At 72.3% G+C, this 15,343-nt stretch carries 12 protein-coding genes and 2 tRNA genes; 3 read left to right on the plus strand and 11 right to left on the minus strand.

Annotated features, from left to right (window positions below; genetic code table 11):
- Positions 1–159: 159 nt before the first annotated feature.
- The 5 genes from DEJ47_RS12025 to leuS all read right to left on the minus strand — a co-directional run bounded on the left by DEJ47_RS12025 (position 160) and on the right by leuS (position 8,932).
- Entirely contained in the window at positions 160–2,784 is a 2,625-nt protein-coding gene (locus DEJ47_RS12025) for a ComEC/Rec2 family competence protein (protein ID WP_150167645.1), read from the minus strand.
- Positions 2,781–3,995 carry a ComEA family DNA-binding protein gene (locus DEJ47_RS12030; RefSeq protein WP_150167647.1) on the minus strand — a complete coding sequence of 405 codons (1,215 nt, stop codon included), beginning with the start codon at positions 3,993–3,995 and terminating at the stop codon, positions 2,781–2,783. Before DEJ47_RS12030 ends, DEJ47_RS12025 begins: the two co-directional genes overlap by 4 nt.
- Before the next feature lie 170 nt (positions 3,996–4,165).
- Positions 4,166–5,011, minus strand: coding sequence for a DegV family protein (locus DEJ47_RS12035; protein ID WP_150167649.1), 846 nt, complete (start codon positions 5,009–5,011; stop codon positions 4,166–4,168).
- 77 nt (positions 5,012–5,088) lie between these two features.
- Complete coding sequence (locus DEJ47_RS12040) at positions 5,089–5,841, minus strand: hypothetical protein (RefSeq protein WP_150167651.1); 753 nt, start codon at positions 5,839–5,841, stop codon at positions 5,089–5,091.
- Positions 5,842–6,031: 190 nt separating this feature from the next.
- Complete coding sequence (gene leuS / locus DEJ47_RS12045; protein WP_150167653.1) at positions 6,032–8,932, minus strand: leucine--tRNA ligase; 2,901 nt, start codon at positions 8,930–8,932, stop codon at positions 6,032–6,034.
- 408 nt (positions 8,933–9,340) lie between these two features.
- Between leuS and DEJ47_RS12050 the strand changes: the two genes are divergently transcribed.
- Both DEJ47_RS12050 and DEJ47_RS12055 read left to right on the plus strand, forming a co-directional pair.
- Positions 9,341–10,447 (plus strand): hypothetical protein, encoded by a 1,107-nt coding sequence (locus tag DEJ47_RS12050; RefSeq protein ID WP_223828321.1) that lies wholly within the window; start codon positions 9,341–9,343, stop codon positions 10,445–10,447.
- Positions 10,444–12,036: an NADH-quinone oxidoreductase subunit NuoF family protein gene (locus tag DEJ47_RS12055; protein ID WP_150167655.1), complete on the plus strand. Its 1,593-nt coding sequence runs from the start codon at positions 10,444–10,446 to the stop codon at positions 12,034–12,036. The genes DEJ47_RS12050 and DEJ47_RS12055 overlap by 4 nt, the downstream gene beginning before the upstream one ends.
- A gap of 65 nt (positions 12,037–12,101) precedes the next feature.
- Here DEJ47_RS12055 and DEJ47_RS12060 read toward each other — a convergent pair.
- Positions 12,102–12,174, minus strand: a tRNA-Ala gene (locus DEJ47_RS12060).
- Positions 12,175–12,295: 121 nt separating this feature from the next.
- On the opposite strand from DEJ47_RS12060, the gene DEJ47_RS12065 reads away from it, so the two are divergent.
- Positions 12,296–13,507, plus strand: a complete 1,212-nt coding sequence (locus tag DEJ47_RS12065) for a glycosyltransferase 87 family protein (RefSeq protein WP_223828322.1) — start codon at positions 12,296–12,298, stop codon at positions 13,505–13,507.
- Here DEJ47_RS12065 and DEJ47_RS12070 read toward each other — a convergent pair.
- From DEJ47_RS12070 to rsfS, 5 genes are all read right to left on the minus strand, one after another.
- Positions 13,476–13,709 carry a hypothetical protein gene (locus tag DEJ47_RS12070; protein WP_023588762.1) on the minus strand — a complete coding sequence of 78 codons (234 nt, stop codon included), beginning with the start codon at positions 13,707–13,709 and terminating at the stop codon, positions 13,476–13,478. The genes DEJ47_RS12065 and DEJ47_RS12070 overlap by 32 nt on opposite strands.
- A 3-nt stretch (positions 13,710–13,712) precedes the next feature.
- On the minus strand, positions 13,713–13,895 hold the full coding sequence (locus DEJ47_RS12075) for a hypothetical protein (protein ID WP_150167657.1): 183 nt from the start codon (positions 13,893–13,895) through the stop codon (positions 13,713–13,715).
- Positions 13,896–14,034: 139 nt separating this feature from the next.
- Positions 14,035–14,107: transfer RNA gene (locus DEJ47_RS12080), tRNA-Ala, on the minus strand.
- Between the two features lie 93 nt (positions 14,108–14,200).
- A complete protein-coding gene (locus DEJ47_RS12085) occupies positions 14,201–14,842 on the minus strand; it encodes a histidine phosphatase family protein (RefSeq protein ID WP_150167660.1) in 642 nt (213 codons plus the stop codon).
- Positions 14,839–15,282, minus strand: coding sequence for a ribosome silencing factor (gene rsfS / locus DEJ47_RS12090; protein ID WP_150167662.1), 444 nt, complete (start codon positions 15,280–15,282; stop codon positions 14,839–14,841). The genes DEJ47_RS12085 and rsfS overlap by 4 nt, the downstream gene beginning before the upstream one ends.
- Positions 15,283–15,343 lie beyond the last annotated feature (61 nt).

A 15,343-nucleotide genomic window follows, 5' to 3' on the forward strand; every position in this document is an offset into this window, starting at 1 on the left:
CGCCTTACTTGACAACACCTGCAAACTGCAACGAAAGGGCATTCGATCACCGTTGCGGCTTTCGATGCAACACGGACCCAGATCACGGGAATGCTGCCGATGCGCCGCGAAGTGTCGCGACTGGCCCGAATTGGCCACGACGGGCGTGGGAGGAGACGCTCACGGCGGGCGCGTGACCACTTCGAGCCTGGGCGCACCCCGGGACCCCACCCCCGCCCGGGACCCCGTCCCCGCCCGGGGCTCCGTCCCCTCCCCCATCACCGCGACCGCCCCATCCGTGTCCGTGCGCAGCACCTGCGCTCCCCCGGCCCGCAGCGCCGCCAGGGTGAGGGGCGACGGATGGCCGTACGAGTTGTCCGCACCGCACGAGATCAGTGCCAGCCTCGGCGCCGCCCTGCGCAGCAGGCCCGGGTCCTGGTGGGCCGAGCCGTGGTGAGCGACTTTCAGCACGTCCACGGAGCCGAGCGACGCCGCGGCCGGGCTCCGCAACAACGCCCTCTGCGCGGGCGGTTCCAAGTCGCCGAGAAGCAGCATCGTCAGCCCACCCGTCCGCACGAGCAGCGTCACGCTCGCGTCGTTCGGCCCCTCGGGTCTCGGCACCGGCCCCGCCGGAGGCCACAGCACCTGCCAGTCCAGAGGCCCGGCCCTGCGCCGCTCCCCCGCCACGGCCGACACCACCGGAACCCGCGCGACTGCCGCCTGCCTCCGCACGAAGTCGGCCTGCTCCGGCGGCTCCCGGAACCCCGTCGTCTGGATCTCCCCCACCTCGCGTCCCCGCAGCACCCCGGGCAGCCCCGCCACATGGTCCGCGTGGAAGTGCGTGAGCAGGACGAGCGGCACCCGTGTGATCCCGAGCGAGCGCAGGCACCGGTCCGCCGACAGCGGGTCGGGCCCCGCGTCGACCACCACCCCCGCGCCGTCCCCCGCCGCGAGCACCGTCGCGTCCCCCTGCCCGACGTCGCACATCACAAGCCGCCACCCCGGCGGCGGCCACCCCGTGATCACCCGCGTGACGGGCGGGGGCTGGACGACCACCAGGAAGAACAGGGCGGCACAGGCCGCGACCACCCAGGGATGCCGCACGATCCGGCGCCCCAGCAGGACGAGGACCACGGTGACCACCGCGAGCACGAGCCCCCCGCGCCAGCCGCCCGGCCAGTCGACACCGTTCCCCGGCAGCGCCGCCCCCGTGCGAGCGATACCCGCGATCCACTCCGTCGGCCAACTCGCGCCCCACGCGAGCGCCTTCGCAACGGGCATCGCGACCGGCGCCACCGCCAGCGCCGCGAACCCGAGCACCGTGGCAGGCGCGACGGCGAACTCGGCGAGGAGATTGCACGGCACCGCGACCAGACTCACCCGCGCCGCGAGGACGGCGACGACGGGTGCGCAGACCGCCTGAGCCGCGGCCGCGGCGGCCAGCGCGTCGGCCAACCTCGCCGGCACCCCTCTGCCGCGCAACGCCGCGCCCCAGCGCGGCGCGAGGGTGAGCAGGGCACCGGTGGCCAGGACAGAGAGCAGGAATCCGGGGCTCCGGGCCAGCCACGGGTCGTACAGGACCAGCACCAGCACCGCCGTCGCCAGCGCCGGAACGAGCGACCGGCGCCGTCCCGTGACGATGGCGAGCAACGCGATCAGCCCGCAGGCCGCGGCCCGCAACACGCTCGGGTCCGGTCGGCAGACAATGACGAACCCGATGGTCAGCACCCCGCCGAGCGCCGCGGTCGTGCGCAACGGGATGCCCAGCCTCGGCGCGAGACCGCGCCGCTCGGCCCGCTGGGCGAGACCCGGCGGCCCGATGAGCAGGACGAGGACGATCGTCAGGTTCGCCCCGCTCACAGCGAGCAGATGCGTGAGATCGGTCGCCCGGAACGCCTGGTCCAGCTCGGCCGGCACCCGTGAGGTGTCCCCGACGACGAGCCCGGGGAGCAACGCACGGGCATCGGCCGGCAGGCCGTCCGTTGCCTCCCGCAATCCGCCCCTCAGCTTTCCGGCCACCTGCTGCGCCCCGGAAGGCGCCCCCACGATCCGGGGCGCCCGCTCCCCGTCCACCCGCAGCACAGCGGCGGCCCGGCCCCCGTCCGACATCGGCGGCGCCAACCGCCCCTTCACCCGTACGCGCGTCGACGGCAGAAGGGCGGTCCAGGAGGGAGTGGGGGTAGTGAGGTGGGCCACATCCTGGTCGGAGGCGGCGGGCGCGGCGGAGGCAGGCCCGTCGGCCTCCCTTCGCACCACCACCAAGACCGGGGTGCGGGTCCCGGTCGATGTGCCGTCCGCCTGTAGGACTTGAAGGACTTCCGCGTCCAGAAGCACGGCCGGCGGCATGGCGTGTGCGCCGGCCACGCGGGGACGGGTGCGCCGAGGATCGGACGTGACCCTCAACTCCGCTTCCACGTGAGCGTATTCGCCTGCCAACGCCGGTACCGGCCCGCGCCTCAGGTCCGCCCCGTGCAGCGCCGCCGAGGCCGCCGCCCCAGCGGCGCACAGCAGAGCCGCGGCGGCTGTGAAGCGGCCCCACCGTCTCGGTCCGCCGGGCCCTGTCCGAGCGGGTCCGCCACCTCCGGCACCCCGAGCCGTCCATGTCACCAACAGGACTCCGGCCGCCAGTACGCCGACCGCCACCGTGGTGATCGCCCAGCGCGGTGGGGCGTCCAGCATCAGGGCCGCAGAACCCCACGCCGCCAGCGCGGGCGGCACGAGCCGCAGGTCCGCCGGGCCCTCCTGCCGGGGATGCGAGGCGCCGAGGCGGTGGCCCGACGCGAGGTGAACCGCCGGGCGCGTCATGGCCGTACGAGACCCTGGAGATCGGCGAAGCGCCGGTCACCGATGCCGTTGACCTCGCGGAGCTCCTCGACCGAGCGGAAACCGCCGTGCTGAGCGCGGTAGTCGAGGATGTGCTGCGCCAATACGGGGCCTACTCCGGGGAGTTCGTCGAGCTGCTCCGCGGTCGCCGTGTTCAGGCCGATGGGACCGGCGGCTCCTGTCCCGGCGGCACCCGATCCGGCCGCACCCGGACCGGCCGCACCTGGTCCGGTCGTCCCCGACCCGCCGGAACCCGGTCCAGCCGACCCGGCCCCCACGCCACTCGTCCCGCCCACCACCACCTGCTCACCGTCCACCAGGAACCGCGCCCGATTGAGGTCGCCCGTCTTCGTGCCCGGACTGACCCCGCCGGCGGCCCGCAGCGCGTCCGCCACCCGGGATCCGGCGGGCAGCCGATGAACGCCCGGCTTGCGGACCTTCCCGCTGACGTCCACCACGATCACGCCCGCGGCACCGGCGTCTCCCGCAGCCGCCCCCGCACCCGCCGACGTCCTCCCCGCCTGCACCGCAGGTCCCGGCGACGGAGCGGGCTGCGCGCCCCGCTCGGCGTCAGCCCCCGCCTCACGGACCACGTCCGGTGGCCGTACCGGCTGGGCCCGTCCCGTCCAGAAATGCTGGGCGGCGAAGACCGCGGCGACCCCGAGGACCAGGACGAGCGCCACCACGGCTCGTCGTTCGAGCCCGCACCTCGCCTGCACCCACATCGGCAGCCGCTCCCGCACGGCAAGCCCCAGCCGCTCCTTCCGCGAGGTCCCCGCCTGCGCGCCCTCCCCCTCACACGAGGCCACTACTTCACACGAGGCCGCTACTTCTACCGGCGCCTCTTCCTTCGTGCCCCAGCTCCCGCCCACCAGCGCCGCATCCGGACCCGCCACCTCCAGCCTCGGCGAGGGTGAGGGCGAGGGCGGGTGCTGCGGGGAGGGCGAGGGCAGAGGCACCGCAGGCCAAGGCGGTGGCTGTGGTTCCGCGAACAGGCTCTCCGCCCGCCGCCTGACCGCATCGCCCGACGCACGTCGGCGCCGGGCCCGCCCGCGAGCGTGCCGCGTACCGGCGCGGCCATCAAGTGCACGCCCGCCCGCCGCGCGCCCGTCCGCCGCACGCCCGTCGGACCCCGGGCCACGCCCAGGCCCGCTCGTCGCGGAAACTGTCCGGGAAACTGATCGAGTCGTCATGCCGACGACGCTACGGACCGCCCGCACCACGTGTTGATCTTGCTCAAATTCCGTGGACTACCCGGCAGTTGTGGATAACTCCGCCACCCATACGTGGGACTGACACGACAGCGGTCTGACGCGACAGGGGTCTGACGTGACAGGGGTCTGACACGACAGCGGGCCCCACCTCAACGAGGCGAGACCACAGCCCCCAGCAGTCCCGGCCCCGTGTGCGCCCCGATCACCGCTCCGACCTCGCTCACGTGCAGTTCACCGAGGTCCGGCACCTGCTCCCTGAGCCGCTCGGCAAGCGTCGACGCCCGGTCCGGGGCCGCCAGGTGGTGCACCGCGACGTCGACCCGGCCGGAACCGGCGCGCTCGACCACGATCTCCTCGAGACGGGCGATCGCCTTCGACGCCGTCCGTACCTTCTCCAGCATGTCGATGCGGCCGCCGTCCAGCTTCAGCAGCGGCTTGACGGCGAGCGCGGAGCCGAAGAGCGCCTGAGCCGCGCCAATGCGGCCGCCCCTGCGGAGATAGTCCAGCGTGTCGACGTAGAAGAACGCGGACGTTCCCGCCGCCCGCTTCTCGGCGGCGGCCACCGCCTCCTCCGCCGAGTCGCCGGCCTCCGCGGCCTGGGCCGCCGCGAGGGCGCAGAAGCCGAGCGCCATCGCCACCATGCCGGTGTCCACCACCCGCACCGGCACCGGCGACTCCTTCGCGGCGAGGACCGCGGCGTCGTACGTGCCGGAGAACTCGGCGGACAGGTGGAGCGAGACGATGTCGGTCGCGCCCGTCTCGGCGATCCTGCGGTAAGTGTCCGCGAAGACTTGAGGGCTGGGCCGGGACGTGGTCACCGACTTGCGTTTCTGCAGGGCCAGGGCGAGGGAGCGGGCCGAGATCTCGGTGCCCTCCTCCAGCGCCTGGTCCCCCAGGACCACGGTCAGCGGCACCGCGGTGATGTTGTGCCGCTCCATCGTCTCCTGCGGCAGGTAGGCCGTTGAATCCGTGACGATCGCGACATGGCGGGACATGAGCTGGAGGTTACCTGTCTGCGCCGTCGGGTGGCAGTCCGGGCCCTCCCCGCCCCGGTGCTCCGGCGCCGGGCGGATCAGGTCGTGCTCTCGGGCTTGGCCTTCTTCTCCCACGGATACGTCACCCGCGCGCCGGGCGGAGTGATCGCGGGCCGCGTCGGCTCCTGGGCCGCCCGACGGGCCGCCCCGGGCTCTTCCGGCGAGGGCTCGGGCGAGGGCTCGAACGAAGGGCCGGACGCGGGGTCGGGCCAGGCGGCCGGGGCCGCGGCCCGGTCGGGCGCCGGCTCCGTCGTCCAGTGCCGCAGGGCACCCGCCTCCATGTCGATCTGTGTGCTCAGCGAGTCCAGGTCGTCGTCGGCGAATCGCCGGGCCCGGTCGCGCGCCGACCACCGCAGGGAGTCGGCGGCCTTCGTGATCTGTTCCGTGCGCTCCCGCAGCGCGGGAAGCCGTTCGGTCAGGGCCGCCTTGTCCGGGTCGCGCTCAAGGCGACGCAGCTCGTCGTCCAGCTCGTGTCCGTGGACGCTGAGCCGTTCGAACAGTTGCAGGGTCTCCTTCAGCGAGGCGTCGTCGGGGGCCCCCGCCTGGAGGACGTCCTGCGTGGCCCGCATGGAAGTGCGCAAGGAGAGTCGCAGCTGCGCCAGTTCCCCGGCGCTGCCGGTCTGCGCGAAGCTCTTCGCCCGCAGTGTGGTGTCCTCCACGGTCCGGCGGGCCTCCGTGATGGTGCGGTCCACGCCTCGCTTGGCCGCCTTGACGACCTTCACCGTCGCGTAGATGCCCACCACCAGGAACAGCACGAACAGCAGCGCCACGATCGCGCCCACGGCTTCCATGACGCTCCTCTCCGCATCCGGTCGGCTCGGTCCGCTCCATCGACCTCTTCCACCGTAAACGGAGAAGGCAGGCCGGAGGTTCCAGCGGAACCCCCAACCTGCCCGTAAGGGAAGACCCCTATACCGCTACGCGCGAACAGTCACACGCGAGCCGTCCGGCACACGCGAACCGTCCGGCACACGCGAGCCGTCACGCAGGAACGATGTTCACCAGCTTCGGCGCCCGCACGATCACCTTGCGGATGCCCGCGCCGTCCAGTGCCGCCACGACCCGCTCGTCGGCCAGCGCCACCTTCTCCAGCTCGGCGTCGGAGATGGAAGGCGAGACCTCCAGGCGCGCCTTGACCTTGCCCTTGATCTGCACGACGCAGGTCACGGACTCGTCCACGACGTACGCCGGGTCGGCGACCGGGAAGTCCTGGTGGACCACCGAGTCGGTGTGGCCCAGCTTGCGCCACAGCTCCTCGGCGATGTGCGGGGCCAGCGGCGCGATCAGCAGCACCAGGCGCTCCGCGACGGACCTGGGCACCGCGCCGCCCACCTTCGTCAGGTGGTTGTTCAGCTCGGTGATCTTGGCGATGGCGGTGTTGAACCGCATCCCGTCCAGGTCCTGGCGCACCCCGTCGATGGCCTTGTGCAGGGCCCGCAGGGTGGACTCGTCGATGTCCGCCTCGGCGACGTCGGCGACGGTGACCTCACCGGTCGCCTCGTCGACGATCAGGCGCCACAGCCGCTGCAGCAGCCGGTACTGGCCGACGACCGCGCGCGTGTCCCAGGGGCGCGACACGTCCAGGGGGCCCATCGCCATCTCGTACAGGCGCAGGGTGTCCGCGCCGTACTCGTCGCAGATCTCGTCCGGCGTGACGGCGTTCTTCAGGGACTTGCCCATCTTGCCCAGCTCGCGCTTGACCGGCTCGCCCTCGAAGAAGAACGTGCCGTCGCGCTCCTCCACCTCGGTGGCCGGCACCGGGAAGCCGCGGCTGTCCCGGTAGACGTAGGCCTGGATCATGCCCTGGTTGTACAGCTTGTGGAACGGCTCGGCGGACGAGATGTGGCCCAGGTCGAACAGGATCTTCGACCAGAAGCGCGCGTACAGCAGGTGCAGCACGGCGTGCTCGGCGCCGCCCACGTACAGGTCGACGCCGCCGGTCGGCTGGCCTTCGCGCGGGCCCATCCAGTACTGCTCGACGGCCGGGTCGACCAGCTGCTGGTCGTTGCGCGGGTCCAGGTAGCGCAGCTCGTACCAGCACGAACCCGCCCAGTTGGGCATGGTGTTGGTCTCGCGGCGGTAGGTGCGCGGGCCGTCGCCCAGGTCCAGGGTGACGTTGACCCAGTCCTCGTTGCGGGACAGCGGCGTCTCCGGGGAGGTGTTCGCGTCGTCCGGGTCGAAGGTGCGCGGGGAGTAGTCGTCGACCTCCGGCAGTTCCAGGGGCAGCATCGACTCGGGCAGCGCGTGGGCGACGCCGTCCTCGTCGTAGACGATCGGGAACGGCTCGCCCCAGTAGCGCTGGCGGCTGAACAGCCAGTCGCGCAGCCGGAAGTTGACGGTGCCCTCGCCGATGCCGCGGGTGGCCAGCCAGCCCGTGATGCGGGCCTTGGCGCCCGCGACGTCCATGCCGTCGAGGGAGATCTCCTGGTTCGCGGAGTTGATCAGCTTCGCCTCGTACGAGGAGAAGGCGTCGTCCCACGCGCGCGGGTCGGTGCCGCGGTCGTCCGACGGCTCCACCACGCAGCGCATCGGCAGGTTGAAGGCGCGCGCGAAGGCGAAGTCGCGGCTGTCGTGCGCCGGGACGGCCATGATCGCGCCGGTGCCGTAGCCCATCAGTACGTAGTCGGCGATGAAGACCGGGACCTGCTCGCCGCTGACCGGGTTGGTGGCGTAGACGCCGGTGAAGACGCCGGTCTTCTCCTTGGCGTCGGCCTGGCGCTCGACGTCGGACTTGGCAGCGGCGAACGCGCGGTACTTGGCGATGGCCTCGGCCGGGGTGGCGTGCCCGCCGGTCCACGTCTCGTGGGTGCCCTCGGGCCAGGCGTCCGGGATGACCTTGTCGACCAGGTCGTGCTCGGGCGCCAGGACCATGTAGGTCGCGCCGAACAGGGTGTCCTGGCGGGTGGTGAAGACGGTGATCGCGTCGCCCTCGATGCCCACGGGGAAACGTACGCGGGCGCCTTCGGAACGGCCGATCCAGTTGCGCTGCTGCAGCTTGATGGCCTCGGGCCAGTCCAGCGCGTCCAGATCGTCCAGCAGGCGGTCGGCGTACGCCGTGATGCGCATGTTCCACTGGCGCAGCTTGGCCTTGAAGACGGGGAAGTTGCCGCGCTCGGAGCGGCCGTCGGCGGTGACTTCCTCGTTGGCCAGGACGGTGCCCAGGCCGGGGCACCAGTTGACGGGCGCGTCGGAGGCGTAGGCCAGGCGGTACTGGCTGAGCACCTCGGCGCGCTCGGCGGCGTCCAGCTCGCTCCACGCGCGCGTGGAGTCCGGTACGGCGCGTTCACCGCTCTCGAACTGGGCGACCAGATCGGCGATGGGGCGGGCCTTCGCGGCGTCGGTGTCGTACCAGGAGTTGAAGATCTGGACGAAGATCCACTGGGTCCACTTGTAGTACTCGGGGTCGATCGTCGCGAACGAGCGCCGCTTGTCGTGGCCCAGACCCAGCGCGCGCAGCTGGGACTTCATGTTCTCGATGTTGGCCTCGGTGGAGACCCGCGGGTGGGTGCCGGTCTGGACCGCGTACTGCTCGGCGGGCAGGCCGAAGGCGTCGAAGCCCAGGGTGTGCAGGACGTTGTGTCCCGTCATGCGCTGGAAGCGCGCGAAGACGTCCGTGGCGATGTATCCCAGGGGGTGACCGACGTGCAGGCCCGCTCCGGAGGGGTACGGGAACATGTCCATGATGAACTTCTTCGGCTTGGCCACCAGCGCGGCCTCGGCCTCGTCCCGCGCGGCCATGTCCCCGCTCGGGTTCGGCGCCTCGTAGGTGCCGTCGGCGTCCCAGAAGTCCTGCCAGCGTGCCTCGATGTCGGCGGCCAGAGCGGCCGTATAGCGGTGCGGCGCGGCCACCTCGGAGGCGGCAGCAGAATTCGTCTCGCTCATGATCCTCAAAGCTCCATCGATCGTCTCTGCCTGCGGAATTGACCGTGCTGGTCAAACAAAAATGCCCCTCGCACAGGAGGGGACGCCGCGCCGATTCCGACCGCGATTCACCGGCGGTCGGGACTGATCAGCGCGGCCCGCTAAGCAGAAGGCGTACGGCACGCATGGCGTCAGGGTACCGCAGCGCTCCCGCGGCCCGCGACGAGCTTCCGCGCCGTCGCCGCGACGGACCGCCGCACTGATGCCACCTTTAGGCGTTGGCCAAGGATTACTCCGCGTACCGCCCACTATCGGGGCAACACCAAGATCGCGTCGCGCTTTGATAACAACGCAATAACTCAAACCCCGTACCCACCGGTATGGAGCGACTTAGCATGCGGCGGGACCGAACCACTTCGGAGCCGCCCCATGAACCCTCTGCACCCGCACCGCAAGAGCCGTTCCCTCCCGCGTTCCGCAGCCCGCTCGCCCGTTCCACGGGTCTTCGGCATCGGCGCTCTGCTCCTGATACCCCTGCTCGTCTTCGCCGGCGGTGACGCCCTGCGGGCCGCCATCGACTTCACCGCGGGCGTCCTCTCCCTGGTCTCACTGACCGCCGCCGTGGTCTGGGGCCTGGTGGCCACCGACCGGCTGTTCCTGCACTCACGCCAGCGGCTGCTCGCCCAGGCCGTCCACCGCGCGACCGCCATCGCCTCCGTCGGCTTCCTGCTGCTGCACGGCACCGTCAAGGTCGCCCTCGACCACGTGTCGCTGTTCGGGGCCCTGATGCCCTTCGGGCTCGGCGTCACGGGCAGCGCCGGACTCATCGGCCTCGGCTCGCTCGCCGGCCTCCTGATGGTCGCCACGGCCGTCACCGGCGCCCTCCGCAGCGCCTTCGCCTCACCCGCACGGATCGCGTCGCGCTGGCGGGCCATGCACATGCTGGCCTACCCCGCCTGGTGCTCGGCGCTGATCCACGGTCTGTACGCGGGCCGCGAGCCGAAGCCCTGGGTGGTCACGCTGTACGCCCTGTGCCTGGTCGCGGTCGCCGGGGCAGTCGCCCTCCGCGCGGCACCGCGACCGGTCAAGCGGAAGGTCGCCGCCCGCATCCTCTCCCTGCTCGAACCGGAACGCGCGACCCCGCACCGGGACGAGCCTCCCGCGCGGGACACCCTCTCCACCCCGCTGCCCGGCACGAACGCCCCGACCCCCGCGACGGACCCCGTGGTCGGCATCTCGGCCGCCTACCGCGCCGTGAGCGTCACCGCGCCCCCGCCGCACCCCACCGTCCCGCCGCCCCGCGCCGAACCCGCGTGCCGCTGGCCCGCGCCCTCCCCGCCGCCGCCCGCCGAGTCGCCCTACGTCGCGCCCCAGCCGACCTACGACACCGCGCCCCAGCCCGTCTACGACGCCTCGTACGACGCCCCCCTCGACCCCGCGTACGACCGCGGCCCCGCCACCGAACCGCTGCACCGGCCCTTTCAGGCCCCCAGCTCGGGCGAGCCCTGGAACGCCGCCACCGGAGGCCACCCGTGAACGCCTCGCTCCCCGACGTCCCCGAAGTCCGCGTCGTCGGTCTGCCCCTGCTCACCTCGGGCTTCGACCTCGTCGAACGCCTCGACCTCGCCATGCACCTGAAGGTGCACGGCCCGCTGGAACCGATGGCCGGCGAACCGCTCGCCCGCCTCGCCGAACACATCGCCCTGCGGGGCCGCGGCGGCGCGGGCTTCCCCTTCGCCCGGAAGCTGCGGTCCGTCGCCGACGCGGCGATCCGTCGTGGCGTACGGCCCGTGGTCGTCGTCAACGGCAGCGAGGACGAGCCCGCCTGCCGCAAGGACACCGTCCTGATCAACCGCGCGCCGCACCTCATCCTCGACGGCGCCCTCCTCGCCGCGGAGGCCCTCGGGGCGCGCACCCTGGTCGTCGGCTTGACCCGCGACTCGACCGAGGCGTCGATGCGCACCGCGCTGGCCGAGCGCGGACTCGGCAACCGCCGCGGAGCGGCCCTCCGCGCGCGCGTGCAGCGCAATCCGGTGCGCATGGTCACCGGGGAGTCCTCCGCCCTCGTCCGCTCGGCGGACGGCGGTCCCCCGCTGCCGCCGGGCCGCAAGGTGCGGACGTCCGACTCCGGAGTGGGCGGCGCCCCCACCCTGCTCTCCAACGCGGAGACCTTCGCCCAGCTCGCCGTCGCAGCGAGGACCGGCGCCGACCGCTACTGCCGCACCGGCCTGCGCGACGAACCGGGCACCGTCCTGCTGACCCTCTCCGGAGCGGTCGCACGGCCGATGGTCGTCGAGGTCCCCACCGGAGTGCCCCTCCAGTACGTCCTGCAGCTGGCCGGCGCACCGGCGCTTCCCCAGGGCGTGCTGACGGGCGGCTATCACGGCAGGTGGCTCGACGGGGTGACGGCACACGACGCGGTCGTCTCCCGCGCCTCCCTGGACGCGTGCGGGGGCGCGCTCGGCGCGGGCGCGATCCTGCCGATCGGCGAGGGCACATGCCCGCTCGGCGAGTCGTTGCGGGTCGCGCACTGGCTGGCCGCCGAGAGCAGCGGGCAGTGCGGTCCCTGCTACCTCGGCCTGCCCGCGGCGGCCCGCGGCCTCTCCGACGTCCTTCAGGGCGGCGGACCGACCGCTCTCGAGGCGCTGCGCGAGGTGACACGGGCCGTGAAGCGGCGCGGCGCGTGCAAGCACCCGGACGGTTCGGCGGCCTTCCTGGAGTCGTCGATCTCGGCGTTCACGGACGACCTCGCCGCGCACGTCCTGGGCGGCGGATGCGGCCGCCCCGTCGAGGGCGTCCTCCCCCTCCAGGAGGACACGCCGCCGGCAGAGGCTCCCAGTGGGCGCACCCTGGCCGTCGACTGGACGCTCTGCCAGGGACACGGTCTCTGCGCGGACATCGTCCCGGAGCTGATCCAGCTGGGCCCCGACGGCTTCCCGTCGGTGGCGGAAGCATCCGTACCGCGCTACTCCGAAGCACGCGCCACCCGCGCCGTGCGGCGCTGCCCCGCGCTGGCCCTGCGCATCGAGGAGGCACCGAAGGAGACCTCTCCGTCCCGCACGGCGTTGCCCGCCGCGCTCCCGGCGGGCCGGAGCCGCCGCGCGCTCGGCAGCGGAAGGCAGTGAGGAGACAGCAGCTGCCGGACACGAAAGAGCGGGCCACCCGATTCGGGTGGCCCGCTCATATCCTGTGGAGCTAAGGAGAATTGAACTCCTGACCTCCTGCATGCCATGCAGGCGCTCTACCAACTGAGCTATAGCCCCTTGCTTGTCCGCCCGGTTTCCCCGGCGGCTCCGCCAACATTACACGGTCATACCCGTGCTCCACCAAATCGTTTCCGGTCTGGGCCGGTGTGGGCGGATACGGGCGGTACTGTCAGCCTTCGTGACCGTGCTCGCGCTCCCCGCCGCCCGCCGCCGCGTACCCCTGGCCGCCGGGGCCTGCCTGCTCTCCTTCACGGCCTTCTGGCTCGCCCAGCGCGCCGCCGACGTCTCGATGATCGACCTGATGGTCTACCGGGCCGAGGGCGAGACCGTGCGCGCGGGCGGCGACCTCTACGCGCTGCGCACCACCGAGGCCCATCTGCCCACCACCTACCCGCCGTTCGCGGCGCTCCTCTTCACCCCGCTGACCCTGCTGGACACGGCGGCCATGCGCGCCCTCGCGACGCTGGGCAACCTGGCGCTCCTGGTCGCCTTCGTGCACCTGTCCCTGCGGCTGGTCGACGAACGGCACGCGCGCGTGGAGAGCGTTCTGTGGGCGTCCGCCCTCGCCGTGTGGTGCGAGCCGGTGTGGACGACGCTGCGCTACGGACAGGTCAACCTGCTGCTCGCCGTCCTCGTCCTGTGGGACCTGACCCGGCGCACCGGTCACCGCTGGGCGGGTGTGGGCATCGGTGTCGCCGCGGCGGTCAAGCTCACGCCCGCGCTCTTCGCGGCCCTCCTGCTGCTCACCGGGACCGCCGAGGCGGTGCGGCGCGGGCCGTGGCGGCCCGCCGTGCGGCACGCGTGCGTGGCGGCCGTCTCGTTCGCCGGGGCGACACTGCTCGGGGCAGCCGTCCTGCCGTACGACTCATGGCGGTTCTGGACCCGGATGGTCTTCGAGGCGGGCCGTGTCGGGCTTGCGGAGGACACCGCGAACCAGTCGCTGCGCGGCGTCCTGGCGCGGCTCCTGCACACCGGGGAGCCCGGCACCGCCTGGGTCCTGACGGCCGCCGTGACCGGCGCGTGGGGCCTCGCTGTGGCGGTGGCCGCCGCGCTGCGCGGAGAGCGGGCCCGGTCGGTGCTCTGCTGCGCCGCGACGGCGCTTCTGGTGAGCCCGGTGTCGTGGTCGCACCACTGGGTGTGGTGCGTGCCGATGGCGCTGCTCCTGTGGGCGGAGGCGGAGCGGTGGGGCGGTCGGCCACGGTGGGCGGCGGCCGGGGCCGTGTGCCTGGTCTTCTGCTCGTACGCCCTGTGGTGGGTGCCCCACGGCGTGGGGCGGCTCGAACTCGACCAGAACTATGGCCAGATGACGCTGTCCGCCCTCTACGCAGTGACCGCTTCTACGTTCCTGTGGGTCGCCGTCACGCGGTGGCGAACGAGTAGAACCGCTTGAGGGTGCAGTGCTCGTCGAGGAGCCTGCCGTAGATCGGCTCCCCCTCCAGCTCGCGGTACGTCTCGATGGGGTCGCCTTTTATGATCAGCGCCCGCGCGCATTCCTCGCACCAGTACTGGTACTCCGGGTTGACCGGTTCCATGTCGCGGACGATCGGCGTACCACTGCCGCACCAATCGCATTTCCGCCGGTGTGCACCCATCGATCAGCTCCAGCTGTGGCCGCAGGCGGTGCACACGTACGAGACGCCGCCGTTGTCACCGAGTACTTGGGCGACGTGGGACGAGCCGCAGGAAGGGCAGTCGAGGAGCGTGCGGAGCGCGGACCGTTGTCCTACCGCCGCCGCTTCGGAGGGGTGGTCGACCTCTCCGAAGATGCTCGCAGGCATCGCTCTCTCCCTCCCGTCGGGCTGCGTCCCCTTCCGGCCGTCCGATTCTGCCACGGTCTGCGCGGACCGGAGTGAAGAGGTCGTGGCGGAGTACACAGAAAAATCCCGCCCCCTGACGGGGACGGGATTTCCGGGACTGTGGAGCTAAGGAGAATTGAACTCCTGACCTCCTGCATGCCATGCAGGCGCTCTACCAACTGAGCTATAGCCCCTTGCGTTCTTCCCGCTCGGCGGGCGAACAAGAAGAACTTTAGCCTGCGACCAGCCGGAATGTGAAATCCGGGTCCGGGCGCCCGCCCGGGGGCTCAGTCGTCGTCGCCGAGCACCGGTTCCGGCAGCGTGCCGGCGTTGTGCTCGAGGAGGCGCCAGCCCCGCGCGCCGCGGCCGAGGACCGACCAGCAGCAGTTGGTGAGGCCTCCGAGTCCCTCCCAGTGGTGGGGCTCCAGGCCGAGGAGACGGCCGATCGTCGTACGGATCGTGCCGCCGTGGCTGACCACCACCAGCGTGCCGTCCTCGGGCAGCTTCTCGGCATGGCGCAAGACGACGGGAGCGGCCCGGTCGGCGACCTCGGTCTCCAGCTCGCCGCCGCCGCGGCGCACCGCCTCGCCGCGCTTCCACGCGGCGTACTGGTCGCCGAAGCGGGCGATGATCTCGTCGTGCGTCAGGCCCTGCCACTCACCCGCGTACGTCTCGCGGAGCGCCTCCTCGTGCGTGACGGGGAGACCGGTGATCGCGGAGAGCTCACCGGCCGTGGCGGCGGCGCGCTTGAGGTCGGAGGCGATGATGGCGTCCGGCTTCAGGGAGGCGAGCAGCCGGGCGGCGCGCTTGGCCTGGGCGACGCCCGTCTCGGTCAGCTCGATGTCCGTGGAGCCCTGGAAGCGGCGCTCCAGGTTCCACGCCGTCTGGCCGTGCCGCCACAGGATGATCCGCGGGCCGCGGTGGGTCAACGCAGCTCACCGTCCAGGTCGGCCTCCTCCGCGGCCTGCTGCTCGGCGTGCTCGGCGCCCTTGCCGCGGGTCGCCTTGGCGTCCTCGGGCAGGTCGATCTCGGGGCAGTCCTTCCAGAGGCGCTCCAGCGCGTAGAAGACACGCTCCTCGCTGTGCTGGACGTGCACCACGATGTCCACGTAGTCGAGGAGGATCCAGCGGGCGTCGCGGTCGCCCTCACGGCGGACCGGCTTGGCGCCGAGCTGCTTGTTCAGCTGCTCCTCGATCTCGTCGACGATCGACTTGACCTGGCGGTCGTTGGGTGCGGAGGCGAGCAGGAAGGCGTCCGTGATCGACAGCACGTCGCTGACGTCGTACGCGATGATGTCGTGCGCGAGCTTGTCGGCAGCCGCCTGGGCGGCGACGGTGATGAGCTCGGTGGAGCGGTCCGTGGCGGTCACTAGTGAGCTTTCCTTCGGCTGGTGGATACAACCCAAGGGTCTCACGGACCGCCGACAGCGC

Source organism: Streptomyces venezuelae, from assembly GCF_008642355.1.
Classification (GTDB): domain Bacteria; phylum Actinomycetota; class Actinomycetes; order Streptomycetales; family Streptomycetaceae; genus Streptomyces; species Streptomyces venezuelae_B.

Excerpts from the sequence above, each read along its gene's own strand:
- DEJ47_RS12070 (WP_023588762.1), bottom strand. The coding sequence starts at position 13,709 with ATGGGTGCACACCGGCGGAAATGCGATTGGTGCGGCAGTGGTACGCCG.
- DEJ47_RS12025 (WP_150167645.1), bottom strand. The coding sequence starts at position 2,784 with ATGACGCGCCCGGCGGTTCACCTCGCGTCGGGCCACCGCCTCGGCGCC.
- DEJ47_RS12050 (WP_223828321.1), top strand. The coding sequence starts at position 9,341 with ATGAACCCTCTGCACCCGCACCGCAAGAGCCGTTCCCTCCCGCGTTCC.
- DEJ47_RS12030 (WP_150167647.1), bottom strand. The coding sequence starts at position 3,995 with ATGACGACTCGATCAGTTTCCCGGACAGTTTCCGCGACGAGCGGGCCT.
- DEJ47_RS12040 (WP_150167651.1), bottom strand. The coding sequence starts at position 5,841 with ATGGAAGCCGTGGGCGCGATCGTGGCGCTGCTGTTCGTGCTGTTCCTG.
- DEJ47_RS12035 (WP_150167649.1), bottom strand. The coding sequence starts at position 5,011 with ATGTCCCGCCATGTCGCGATCGTCACGGATTCAACGGCCTACCTGCCG.
- DEJ47_RS12075 (WP_150167657.1), bottom strand. The coding sequence starts at position 13,895 with ATGCCTGCGAGCATCTTCGGAGAGGTCGACCACCCCTCCGAAGCGGCG.
- leuS (WP_150167653.1), bottom strand. The coding sequence starts at position 8,932 with ATGAGCGAGACGAATTCTGCTGCCGCCTCCGAGGTGGCCGCGCCGCAC.